The following is a 13272-nucleotide window of genomic DNA, read 5'->3' as shown; positions in this document are numbered from 1 at the left end:
CCTAGCAATGACGATTTATATTGCTTATTTCTGAGCCATAATTTCTTATAACAATCTACTGAAAATTCTTTAAAAATTCAAAATCTTTGCTCTGTAAGCTAAAAGCTTCGGGTAAAGTTATCTTGGCTACAAAATCCTCTGTTACATCGGTTTTTATAAATAAAGTTATTCTGGCATTACTATGTTCGCCGTTTAAGCATGTTGTTAATAAATCAACTATTTGATTTAAGTCCGTATAGCTTTTCGGAAAAAATTGTAACTCAATTTGTTGATTATTGATGGCTTCTTCAATACTCATAAAACTTTTAGCAGTTAATTTTATGCCGCCTTCATCTTTTATTATATCGCAATTAACAATGACTAAGCTTTTAACATTAAGCAAATGCGAATAATCCTGTATGACCTCTTCGCTAAAAATACTTAAATCAAAAATGTCTTGAGCGTCGGAAAGCTGCAACGTAACAAATCTTCCCCTTGCAGACATTCGTGAATCTTTTTTCTGAATCACGCCGGCAAGCATTACTCGATTAGTGCCGTCAGGTAAATTATTATGTAAATTTGCCGAGCTTAAAATCCCGAGGCGGTTAAATATTTCTTCATATTCAGATAACGGGTGGTGGGTTATAAATAGTCCTAATGCCTCAAATTCATAAAATGCTAAAGTATTTTTATCAGCGTGATCGCTTGCTATTAAAAGCTGAGGGCTTAAACTATTTACCTTAATTAAACTAAATTGATTAGAAGCTTGTTCTTCATGGTAAGAAATGGAATATGCCAGCAATTTTGAAATGCTTAAAAATAATTGTTGACGGTTATCGTGAAGCTCATCAAAACAACCTGATTTAATAAGATTTTCCAGAGATTTACTATTTATGGATTTAGGGGGCATGCGCTCAATAAAATCTATAATGCTCTTAAATTTTCCTCCTTTTTCTCTCTCCTCCGCTACTAACTTACCAAAATTCGTAGTAACGCCTTTGATTGCTCCGAGTCCGAATATTATAGATTTTTGTTCTTCTGGATTCCTGTCTTCGCGGGAATGACATAGAGGGCGGGAATGACATAAAGAGGGTATACTAAAATAACCGGTGGAAATATTAATATTGGGTGGAATGATTTTTATATCACTATCTTTTGCTTCTTGCGAGAATAAGCCGATTTTATCGTGGTTGTTTAATTCAAGATTTAAACATGCAACTAAAAATTCAGCAGGATAATTAGCTTTAAGATAAGCTGTTTGGTAGGAAATAATGCCATATGCCGAAGCATGTGCTTTATTAAAACCATAGCTGGCAAATTTGGCAAGCGTTGCAAAAACCGATTTGGCCTGAGCTGCAGGAATATTATTGGCAATTGCACCCTTGATAAAAATTTCTTCCTGCTCGTCCATCTCTCTTTTAATTTTTTTCCCCATAGCTTTACGGAGTAAATCAGCGCCGCCAAGAGTATAGCCGGCAAATTTTTTAGCAATTTCTAATACTTGCTCTTGATAGATTACGACGCCGTAAGTTTCTTTAAGTATAGGCTTTAATATTTCATGCAAATAATCGGGTTGCTGGGTGCCGTGTTTACAAGCGATATAGGTAGGAATATTTTCCATCGGGCCTGGGCGATATAAGGCCCCTAGAGCTATTAAGTCCTGAATGGAATCAGGTTTTAAGCGCCTTAGCGTATCTTTCATCCCGCCGCTTTCAAATTGGAAAACCCCAACTCCTTTACCTTTACATAACATTTGATAAGTCTTTTCGTCATCAAATGTCATATTATTAAAATCAATATCGACGCCTTGTTCTTTCAGAAGTTTTTTACAGTCGGTAATAACGGTAAGAGTTTGTAATCCTAGAAAGTCAAATTTAATTAAGCCGGCAATTTCCGAGTATTTCATTGAATATTGCACTATTAACATATCGGAATTAGTATCTTTGCAAACCGGGACTATTTCGACTAAGTCTTTACCGGCTATGACGATTCCTGCAGCGTGAGTAGAGGAATGCCTATGTAAGCCTTCTAAAATTAAGGAAGTGTCTAAAACTTGTTTTATTAATTCCGCTTCCCCTTCCAAATTATATAATCCTTTGCCTTTAGCAGCACTTAGAAGCTCAGGGACTTCTTTCATAGCCTGATCAAGAGTTACTTGATTAACGGCACTAAACGGCACTAGCTCCGTTAAATAATCAGCGTATCTATATGCGAGGCCAAGTACCCTGGAGACGTCTTTAATTACCGCCTTTGCCTGCATTTTTCCGAAAGTAATTATTTGCCCGACTCTATTATTACCGTATTTAGCACGAACGTAATTTATAACCTCTTCTCGTCTTTCCTGACAAAAATCAATATCAAAATCCGGCATTGAAATGCGTTCAGGATTTAAAAATCTCTCAAATAATAAACCGAATTTAATCGGGTCAGGATCGGTGATTAAAAGACTCCAGGCAACGACAGAACCAGCACCTGAACCTCTACCTGGACCAACTAATATGCCCTGCTCCTTACTCCATTTAATAAAATCTGAAACGATCAAAAAATAACCTGCAAAGTCCATTTTACAAATAATATCTAGCTCATAGTTAAGACGAGCAAAATATTCTTCCTTAATTATTTCCTGTTGCTCAGATGAGGTATTTTCCGTTTTAAATTTTGTGGCTAATCTAGCAAGCAAGCCCTCTTTCGCCTCTTTTTTTATTAAGTCAGTTTCGCTAATGTCATCAGTAGAAAAGTTAGGGAGCATTGGAGAATTCGGGTGCGCCATTACATAACAGCGCTGGCTTAAGTAAATAGTATTTTCGATTGCTTCAGGTAAATCAGCAAAAAGCTCTTTCATTTCCCTGGGAGATTTAAAATAGCAGTTATTGCTAACTATTTTACGATCCTGATATTCTTTAGTAACGCCGGCAGAAATACATAACAATACATCATGGGCATAATGCATATCTGTATCGCTAAATAATACTTTATTAGTGGCGACGAGCGGAATATCTAAATCACAGGCTATTTTAATATGAGCTGCTTCAATAAATTGCTCTTCGGGTAAATTATGCCGCATAATTTCTAAGTAAAACCGGTCACCGAATATTTCTTTTAATTTACGAGCGGCAAGAAGAGCCTGCGCTTCGTCTTTGGCGAGTAAGTTTTTACCAACAATCCCTTCAGTATAGCAACAAAGTGCAATCAAACCTTCATTATAAGTAGTAAGGTCATCAAAAGTTATATGGTCACAAATTTTGCGATCATTTTTAGTGAAGATTAAACTAGATAACTTAAGTAAATTTTTATAGCCGATTTCATCTTTGGCAATAAGTAAAATTTCGGCAAACTCAGCCTTACCGAAATTATTCTGTATATTAAGTATAACACCGTGAATGGGCTGCACGCCTTTTTTTACGGTTTGCAAAGCAAATTCTAGTGAGCCAAATAAATTACTGCGGTCAGTAAGGCAAATGGCCGGCATTTTTTGACGAGCGGCTAATTCCGCTATTCGCTCGATTGTTAACGCACTTTCTAAAAAAGAATAAGAACTTTGCGTTCTTAAATGTACAAAATCAGCTTGCATTTTTATTTATGTATTATTAATTTTTCAGAATTGTTCTTATGTTATTCCCGCTGACTTTCTATGTCATTCCTGCGAAAGCAGGAATCCAGAAAATAATAGTCATCTTAAATTTATTTCAGTATCTAATTAAAAAATGCTGAAACAAATTCAGCATGATAAGAAAAGACTGGATTCCCGTTTTCACGGGAATGACATAGAACACGCTTTAACTTATTCACCTCGCAATACTCTTTATCCCCCACGCCCGATGCCGTAATACTCAAAGCCTGCCGCTTTTACTGTTTCTGCATCTAGAAGATTTCTTAGATCTATAATTATCGGCGATTTAACTGATTTATAAATTACTATCCAGTCTAATTCATTAAATTCTAACCATTCGGTAGTAATCACAATTGCATCTGCTTGAGCGCAAGCTTCAATAGCGGATTTTAAATATAATAAATTTTCATTTTCAAAATATTTTTGTGCGTTATCTAAGCCCACCGGATCAAATGCTTTAATGTAAGCACCTTTAATTAGTAAGTTTTTTATAATTTCGATTGCTGGACTATCTCGAATATCATCAGTACCTGCTTTATATGTAAGCCCTAAAATAGTGATATTTTTACCCGATAGTTCATTACCTAGCAAATTACTAATTTTATCTACCATTTTAAAAGGGCGCCCCCTATTACTATCAATTACTGCATCAAGGATTTTACAATCGGTTTGGTAATTTTCAGCAAGCGCTCTTAGAGCTAAAATATCTTTCGGAAAGCACGAACCGCCAAATCCGGGGCCAGCATTTAAAAACTGGGCACCGATTCTCTGGTCAAGGCCCATACCGAAAGCCAGGTCTTTAATATTTGCGCCTGTCTTCTCACATAAATTTGCCATTTCATTTATATAGCTAATTTTAGTAGCTAAAAAACTATTAGAGGCATATTTAATAAGTTCTGAGGTGACTAAATCGGTAACTACTAGAGGAATATTTTGATCGATCAAAGGTAAATATATTTTCCGAATTATTTCTTCCGATTTTTTATTATTAACTCCAACAATTATCCGATCAGGAGCTAAAAAGTCTTTAACCGCTGTTCCTTCTCGTAAAAATTCAGGGTTTGAGGCCACGTTAAACGTAAAATTTTTCTCTGCTAAATAATCAATAATTTTATTGCAGCTAGTTGGCGGAACGGTCGATTTAATCACTAATAAACAATCTTTACTTATCCAGTTACAAATTTTATCAATAACGTCAAAAACATAGGTTAAATCCGCTTCACCTGAAGGTAACGATGGAGTCCCGACGGTAATGAAAACCGCTTCAGCAGTTGCAAGCTCAGCGTCATAATTATAAGTAAATTTTAATCTTTCGGATTTTATCGATTGCTGTAAATATTTATCAAGGTCAGTTTCATAAATCGGCGATATTCCGCTATTTAGCTTAGCAATTTTAGTCTGATCGGTATCAAGGCATACGACGTTATGTCCAAGGTGGCTCATCACGGTCCCGGATACAAGTCCGACATAACCGCAACCGATAAATGTAATATTCATAAAATTTGTATTTATTATTTTAGCTTTAGAGTATATTAAACTATACTTTATACTTGATTAGCTTTAATTTAGACAAGCTTTTTATTTTATTACGTCATTGTAAAAGGCTTTGTGTGAGGTAGATACCAAAATCGTCATTGCGAGCGACTAAAAGGAGCCCGGCAATCTAGAAAATAATAAAAAACTTCGTCATTGCGAGCGAAGCGAAGCAATCTAATTATAAGATTGCCACGTCGGCACGATGTGCCTTCTCGCAATGACGTTTAAAGTATCTGCACAATGATATATTTAATTTCCACTACATAATAACCCATGAGTTTTATCAAAAAATTTTTTCTTAATCTCTTTATATTCCTCGTTATACTTTCGATAGGTATTACTTTTTTTATATATCGAGCTAATAAGGGATATATGGATGAACCTATTAAAAAAATAATAGAATTTTATTTTAATAGGCAAGAAATAAAAGCTATAATAAGCGATTTGAAATTTAAGGAAAACCGGTTGTCAATTAACAAAATTTCATTAAATTTTATAGATAACGCACAAGGTGAAATTACTAACTTACAGCTTGTTTTTAATTTTAATAATTTAATATCTCACTCATTATTATCGGCTACAATCAATATTGATAAATTTGCAGTTAACTCAAATAATAATGAAGAAATTATAAATACTAAAATAAACGGTGATTATGCTTTAAATATAATAAAAAAGAGCGCTATTACTAAGATAAATTTAGAAGAACTGAAAAGTGATATATTAGCCGATAAAGAAGGGGCTAACTTACCGTCCGGCCAGGCTGTATGTTTATATAAAACTAATCCTTTACGGGGTAATAAGAAAAGGATTGATTGTAAACTTGCTTTTGAAGAGCAGGCCTTTTTGACATTTAACGGAATAATAACGAATAAAAATATTGAAGTAACGGCTAGCGCTACTAATATACCGTTAATGATTTATCAAACAATCGAAAAAATTATTCCTAATAATCCGGTAATTTCATATTTGCAACAAAATATTAAATCCGGGTATATACATAATGGGGAAATTAGTTTAAAGCTCAATAGAAATTTCGTTGAAAATGATATTTTAGAAGAAGAGGCGTTAAAAGGAAATTTGTATATATCAAATTTTGAATATAAATATCATGAAGATTTACCTCCTCTTAAAAATATCGATACTAATATTGTAATATCAGGACCTAATGTAAAGTTTGTAATAAAGCAAGCTTATACCGGTGCAACTCTTATTTCTAACGGAATTTTAACTTTTAAGTGGTTAGGGCCTGAAAAATCACAATTTATTTTGAGTGCTACAGCCAAAGGTGAAGCTAAAGATTTAGTTGATTTTATACCGATAGACGCATATGAAAATACTAAAGCTGAAGGTATTGACCTTAAAAAAATTAAAGGGGAAGCAAATTCTATAATTGAAATAATAATTCCCCTCAACTCCGAGATACCGAATATCTATAATATTTCTTCAATATTAACAAATATTTCACTAGATGCTTTTAACGGTAATATATTTTTACGGAATGCTGAGGCAAAAGGTATTTATCAGGACAATAAAATAAGTTTTAGTGGTAAGGGTAAGATTAATAATTATACTAGTAGCTTTACTTATAATCACAATATGGCAGAAAATAATAATGAATGCGCATTAAAAATTAAAACTAATATTATGGCCGCAAATCAAAAGCTGGGAATATTTAAATTAATCTCCGGCAGCAGCGTTCTTAATTTTGAATACAACAAACAACAAAATATCGGTGATTTTGTTACTATTAGTTCTAACCTCAATAATTTAGAATTTTACATCGATAAAATATCCATTCATAAAAAATTACATAAAAAAGCTAATTTAACTTTAAAAGCCAAGTTAAATAATAATTCTTCAGGCAGTAATATTGAATTTAATCTTTCAGGAGAGGATAATTTAAAAATTATCGGCAACAGCTTAATAAAAAATGAAACATATAATATTAATTTACCCGTTATTAATTATGCTCAAACGAATCTTTCGGGAAAAATTACCATGAATAAAAATAATCTTTCTACCGAGCTTAAGGGTACTAATCTTGATTTATCAGATTCTAACATGCTACAATTTTTAGAAAAAGAAGGAGATCCTCGTAATATGTCCTTAAAAGCTTCTATAGGAACGGTAAAGCTGAAAAATAACGTCACGCTCAATAACTTGGATTTAAAAATAAAGTGTGACAAAATAAAGTGTTTTTCTGGTTCTTTAAGTGCCGCTATGGGAGATAAAAAGGTTCAAATGTCTCTGGTAGATAAAGAAGGATCTGAACAATGGCAAATTGATAGTGACGATGCAGGTAGATTACTTAAGGGAATTGGTATGTATACTAATATGAAAAACGGTAATATACAGCTTACTCTCAACACTAGAAGACAAGAAGTTAGGACAGGTCAAATAATACCGATATTAGACGGAAGATTTACTATAAAGCGTTTTGTAATAACGGATACGCCTTTTTTAACTCGAATTGTATCTTTCGTCTCATTACCAGGTTTTATTAGTTTTGTATTAAATAATAAAGATGTTTTATTTGATAATATGATCGGCAAATTTAGTTATAACGGAGATATTATAACGCTTTATGATGCCGAAGCGCAAGGGCCGTTTTTTGATTTTACGATGAAAGGTAATATTGATACTAAAAAACAACAAATTAAGCTTAAAGGTAACGTCACCCCATCATTTTTTCTTATCAGTACAATTATCACAAAAATACCGGTATTGGGTAAGATATTTTCTAAAGTTGCACCTTACTCCCTAGAAGTAAAGTATTAAATATAAAATGATGAAATTGTTAAGCACTTTAATTAACCCAAATCGACATTATCTAATAGGAATTTTATTATCAGGCTTAACCTCAGGTTTAGCATTTATCCTGGTATTCTTCACTATCCCCTATCAACTATCCGAAGCAAAATATAATACCGCTATAATAGGTTCGATGTCGTTAACGGCATTTCCATATTGTTTAAAAGTAATCTGGTCGCCTTTTATCGATAAATATTCTATCCCGTTTTTATGTAGTAAATTTGGACAAAGACGAGGCTGGGCATTAACTGCGCAAGCATTTTTATTATTGTCTATGATAAGTTTTTTATTCATTAATCCGATTAATAATCTCTATGTTACGGCTATTATTGCATTCATTATTTCTTTTTGTGCAGCAACGCAAGATATCATCTTAGATGCTTACCGAATAGAACGCCCCGCAACTAAAGAAGAATTGTCTTTAGCAGTGACTTTTAGCGGCATAGGTTTTCGCCTTGGAATGTTAATAGGTAGTGTAGGAGCGTTATATTTATCTAGTATTTTTAGTTGGCAGACGGTGTATCAAGGAGCATTTGCCATGACCTTAGTCGGTCCTATAGTAATTTTATGTATCAAAGAGCCGAAGCCAAAAGAAAAACGCCATACTAGTTTAGATTTAATATCGATAAAGCAGTATTTTGAAGTTATACGAAAAAGTATATCTTCTTTAAAATCCGGTCAAGCATGCTGGCCGTTAACTATTTTATTTATTTTTTTATACAAGGCCGGAGATTCCATACCGATGGCAATGAGCTCTCCTTTATTTCTGGATTTATCTTTTACTGCTCACGAAATTGCTTCGCTATCCAAAGCATACGGCTTATTAGTAATGATTTTAGGGGGCTTATTAGGCGGGCTTTTAACTTCTAGAATAGGTATATTTTATAGCATATTAATTAGCGGTACCATTCAATTATTATCGCCGTTAATGTTTATGTGGCTTGCAATTACTGGGCATGATATTCCTACATTTATCGCTACTATTACCGTACAAAGTTTTTGCTCCGGACTTGCTGGTACAGCAATTGCTATTTACCTTGCGAGTCTTTGTAAAAATGAGTTTATTGCAACAGAATATGCAATAATTGCCTCCCTTAGTTCTTTAGTACGTATTACTCTGGCCTCTCTCGGTGGATTCTTTGCGAAATATATTTCCTGGCCGCAATTTTTCCTGGGTAATACCTTATTTAGCATGCTCTTTATAATAGTTTTCTTAAGAATATATAATCAACCATTATCCTCAAAGAGTGAATAAAATATAGGCATAAGCAGCTTTAGTTATCATTTTAAAATAGCTGTATATTTTCCTTTGTCACAAGATATAGGGATATTGTTGCGTGGATCGATTCTGCACCCTCATTGCGAGGAGTGCACGTTCCTCTTTCGTCATTGCGAGGAGGTATTTATGCCGACGTGGCAATCTGAATAAAAAGTTAGATTGCTTCGCTCCGCTCGCAATGACGGGTAGAGTCTTAGATTGCCGCGTCGGGACTACGTCCCTTCTCGCAATGACGTCTGGGATATATATGCAATAATGCCTGCAACGGCTCGCGATGACGATGCTTATTTTAATTATTCTAATAACTAAAATAAATAACACCCTTCACTCACTTCAAGCTCCCAGTCTTTGATCTGAGTCAATAGACCTAAAATAAACTTGTACAATTTTGTATATTAATTAATTTCTAAATTATTTATTTCTCCTACTTGTTGATTATTTTTGCTATTAATAAGTGTAGATTTATCGCCATAATCTATTATATAAAAATATCCTTGATCGGTGCTTATGTAATAAAACATAACATTATTATCGTAATTTTTTTAACTTGCTCATCACTTACAATATCTTCTCCGTAATCTAATGCGTTAATAGAAAGTAATTTAAGATTATATTTATCGCATAACATATTAGCTATTTTATCATATCGTGATCTATTTCTAAGCTCTTGTTCTTCAGAATATTTTTTTCTTTCGTCGTAGTCAGGAACTAAAGCTAAAATAACTTCTAATTCTTTGTTATAAATTTTATCATCTACTATTTTTTAATTATCGATTTTTTCAATATATTTAAAATTTAAGTCAAAAATTGACTCCTCACCTTCATTTATTGTAAAAATTAAACTTGTTAATTTTTCTATCTTTGCATGTATTTCTTTTATTATCGGCTTTTGCCTAACCTCCTTTTCTGCATAAATACCGGAAAATAGGTACTCCTCTCTTAGTTGGCTATCCATAGTGCTTAATAATTGACAAGCTTGAAAAAATATTTCTTTGTTTCTGTATGCCTTTATATTTTCAAGACCTTTTAAAACAATATTATTTTGCTTCTCATTAAAATTACTATTAGAGAAATATTGAGTAAGGCCTCCATTTTCTACTTGGCTTAAATAATAATCTACAAAATATACTTGTTGAGCTTGAGAAATTTTTTGGTCTAATTCTTCATCCGTATATAACCCTTCTTTTAAAGCATTTATATAATCTATAATGCCTTGTATACGCTCATATTTATCTTCATTGTGAAAATCTGAAGATTTAATTAAGGTGTACATTTTATTTTTATGTAAATGATTATATACTTTTATTATTAAGAATATTATAACTAAAAATAGTAAAAATATTTTAATGAGAAAATAATAATTAGTTATAAAATTCATAAAATAACTTGTAAAATTGAATTCGCGGTTTCTATCTAAAATTTAAATTTTTACTTGAATAATATTTTAAAATAATCAAATAGAAACTACAAAAACCTCATCACATCTTGTGCGATGACTCTTTCTTCATTTGTCGGGATGACGTAGACTTTGACTTTGCTGTCTAGGCTACTGATTAAATAATTATTTTCTTGGTTTGCTTTATCGTCTAGCTTAATACCGAACCATGCAAGTTTGTCAGTAATCATTTCTCGAATTATCGGGGAATTTTGCCCGACGCCGGCAGTAAAAATTAAACAGTCAAGTCCGCCAAGTGCAGCAGTTAATTTCCCTATTTCTAACTGAATTCTATAAACAAAAAGCTCTATTGCAAATTTAGCATCGGATGTTTTACTTTCTAACAACTCCCTAACGTCAGAATTTTCTCCTGATACTCCAAGTAAACCGGATTGACGATATAGTAAATTAGTTACTTGCGGTACGGTCATTTTTTCGGTTTCAAGAAGATAAAGTATTACGCCCGGATCAATTGAGCCGGTACGGGTACCCATCATTAATCCGTCAAGTACGCTAAAGCCCATAGAACTAGCAATACTAATACCGTTTTCAAGTGCGCACATGCTGCTGCCGCTACCTAAATGCCCGATAATTGTACGCTTCGGTAACTCTTCTTTGACTATTTCCTTAAAATGACAACTAACCCATTTGTAAGATAGACCATGAAAGCCGTAACGATAAATTCCTTGTTCATAATATTTTTTCGGTAAACCGAAGGCTTTAGCAAGCGGAGGGTTAGTAGAGTGAAAAGATGTATCAAAACAAGCTACATGAGTTACTTCCGGATATTTTTGGCGAAATAAATCTAGTACTTCTAAATTATAAGGTTGATGTAAGGGGCTTAAGGGAATTAAGGCTTTTAATTGCTCGCTAACTTTTTCTGTTACTATAGCCGGTATATTAAAATTTTTACCCCCATGGACAACTCGATGTCCTGTAGCGATTAAATTTAGCTCTTGCTGCTTATTCCACCACTCAGCAAAAATATCGATCATCATATCAACAGCATCGCCGGTAATTTTCTTAGAAAGCACTCGCTCAGATTTATCTTTACTATTTAGATGGAAGATAATTTCATCATCATCTTTTTCTAAAAAAATGCGATAAATCCTATTAGCAATTTTTTTATCCTGGATAGCAAAAACCGAAATTTTTAAACTGGAGGAGCCGGCATTAGCTACTAATAGTACATCGCTCATTATTTGTTACCTTTTTGTTATACAGCATATTTTATAAAGCTTCAGACAAGATGGATTTAAAGGTGAGCCTGCGGAGCGTACTCAGAGTACGCTTGAGCACAGGCGAATCCTGCAAAATTCGCTTGTATCAAGCTTTAGAATTATGCTGTATGTGTAATTTTGCTTTCGCATCATGATAGATAAAAGAAGCAAGTACACAGGAAATAACACGCATATCCATCGGGTCGGATCTACTGGTTAAAATAATCGGTACACGTGCGCCAAGAACGATCCCTGCCATAACCGCTTGGCCCAGGTATTTTAGTTGTTTGGCAAGCATATTACCCGATTCAAGATCAGGAACCACTAATATATCGGCATTGCCTGAAACTAGTGAGTTTATACCTTTTGCCTCAGCAGCAAATAAAGATATGGCATTATCAAATGCTAGGGGGCCATCAACTATAGCGTTTGTAATTTGTCCACGATCTGCCATTTTGGATAAGGCTGCAGCATCAAGAGTAGTAGGGATTGAGGAAGTAACCGTTTCAACGGCTGATAATACTGCCACTCTAACTTGTTTGTCGCTTTTTATTATATGCATTAAATCAATAGCATTCTGGACTATATCACGTTTGTCTTCTAGAGTCGGACGGATATTAATAGCCGCATCAGTAATAATAAAAGGCTTAGGAAAAGTAGACACCGCCATTAAAAAAGCATGGCTTATACGACGTTCGGTACGCAGCCCGTTTTCTTTATGTACTACTGCCGACATGAGTTCATCGGTATGCAGAGAGCCTTTCATAATTGCAGCAACCTCTCTTTTTTTTGCAAGCTCTACGGCTTTTTTTGCTGCTTCATGACTATGTTCAACATCAATAATTTGATAACCTTCAAGATTTACATCATTAACTTTTGCTACAGCCTCAATTTTATGTCGTGGGCCGATAAAAATAGGTGTTATTACGTTAAATTGCGCTGCTCTCACGGGGCCAAGTAATGACTCTTTATCTGTAGGATGTACCACGGCTGTTTTAACCGGTTTAAAACCTTCGACTTTAATTAATAAATTAATAAAATGTTTTGCCGCTTCATCAAAATCGGGGTCATTAGTTTCTTTTGGAGAGGTATAAGAGTTACCTAATTTTTTAGCTAAAACAGCATCTAAAAATGTTTCGTTTATTAATTGCTTTGCTTTCATAAAAACTCCTTAAAATTATTGGGTTAAATGTCATGCCAGTATTGTTGTGCGGCTACTAGCATCGTCACTGCGAGCATTTGCTCGGAGCGCGGCAATCTAGAAAATAATACTAGATTGCTTCGCTTCGCTCGCAATGACGGTGAGAGCCTTAGATTGCCACGTCGATTCTACGAATCTCCTCGTAATGACGGTGTTTTTAGGTACTTTCTGGATTCCTCACCTAAAGCAGGAATGACA

The 13272-nt window shown here is 33.9% G+C and carries 9 protein-coding genes and 1 pseudogene; 3 read left to right on the top strand and 7 right to left on the bottom strand.

What is annotated here, in order from left to right; translation table 11 throughout:
- Positions 1-55 precede the first annotated feature (55 nt).
- Positions 56-3550 (bottom strand): DNA polymerase III subunit alpha, encoded by a 3495-nt coding sequence (gene dnaE / locus OTR29_RS03605; protein ID WP_422229294.1) that lies wholly within the window; start codon positions 3548-3550, stop codon positions 56-58.
- Between the two features lie 231 nt (positions 3551-3781).
- Complete coding sequence (locus tag OTR29_RS03600) at positions 3782-5086, bottom strand: UDP-glucose dehydrogenase family protein (RefSeq protein WP_422229293.1); 1305 nt, start codon at positions 5084-5086, stop codon at positions 3782-3784.
- Between the two features lie 312 nt (positions 5087-5398).
- Between OTR29_RS03600 and OTR29_RS03595 the strand changes: the two genes are divergently transcribed.
- Positions 5399-7906, top strand: coding sequence for a YhdP family protein (locus OTR29_RS03595; RefSeq protein WP_422229292.1), 2508 nt, complete (start codon positions 5399-5401; stop codon positions 7904-7906).
- Between the two features lie 10 nt (positions 7907-7916).
- Positions 7917-9194 (top strand): MFS transporter, encoded by a 1278-nt coding sequence (locus tag OTR29_RS03590; protein WP_422229291.1) that lies wholly within the window; start codon positions 7917-7919, stop codon positions 9192-9194.
- A 419-nt stretch (positions 9195-9613) separates the two neighbouring features.
- Here the strand turns inward: OTR29_RS03590 and OTR29_RS03585 are convergent, their stop codons facing one another.
- From OTR29_RS03585 to OTR29_RS03570, 4 genes are all read right to left on the bottom strand, one after another.
- Positions 9614-9739, bottom strand: a complete 126-nt coding sequence (locus OTR29_RS03585; RefSeq protein WP_422229290.1) for a hypothetical protein — start codon at positions 9737-9739, stop codon at positions 9614-9616.
- Positions 9724-9846, bottom strand: a complete 123-nt coding sequence (locus tag OTR29_RS03580) for a hypothetical protein (protein WP_422229289.1) — start codon at positions 9844-9846, stop codon at positions 9724-9726. The genes OTR29_RS03585 and OTR29_RS03580 overlap by 16 nt, the downstream gene beginning before the upstream one ends.
- Positions 9847-9981: 135 nt before the next feature.
- A complete protein-coding gene (locus tag OTR29_RS03575) occupies positions 9982-10596 on the bottom strand; it encodes a DMP19 family protein (RefSeq protein ID WP_422229288.1) in 615 nt (204 codons plus the stop codon).
- Between the two features lie 86 nt (positions 10597-10682).
- On the bottom strand, positions 10683-11852 hold the full coding sequence (locus tag OTR29_RS03570) for an acetate/propionate family kinase (RefSeq protein ID WP_422229287.1): 1170 nt from the start codon (positions 11850-11852) through the stop codon (positions 10683-10685).
- Positions 11853-11889: 37 nt separating this feature from the next.
- Between OTR29_RS03570 and OTR29_RS03565 the strand changes: the two are divergent.
- Positions 11890-11988: pseudogene (locus OTR29_RS03565) on the top strand (palindromic element RPE3 domain-containing protein); the annotation flags it as partial.
- Here OTR29_RS03565 and OTR29_RS03560 read toward each other — a convergent pair.
- A complete protein-coding gene (locus OTR29_RS03560; RefSeq protein ID WP_422229286.1) occupies positions 11980-13035 on the bottom strand; it encodes a phosphate acetyltransferase in 1056 nt (351 codons plus the stop codon). The pseudogene OTR29_RS03565 and the gene OTR29_RS03560 sit on opposite strands and share 9 nt — an antisense overlap.
- Between the last annotated feature and the right edge of the window lie 237 nt (positions 13036-13272).

Source organism: Rickettsia endosymbiont of Halotydeus destructor (assembly GCF_049278075.1).
Lineage (GTDB): Bacteria > Pseudomonadota > Alphaproteobacteria > Rickettsiales > Rickettsiaceae > Rickettsia.
The sequence above is the reverse complement of the archived record's forward strand: the minus strand, read 5'-3'. Positions and strand labels throughout refer to the sequence as shown.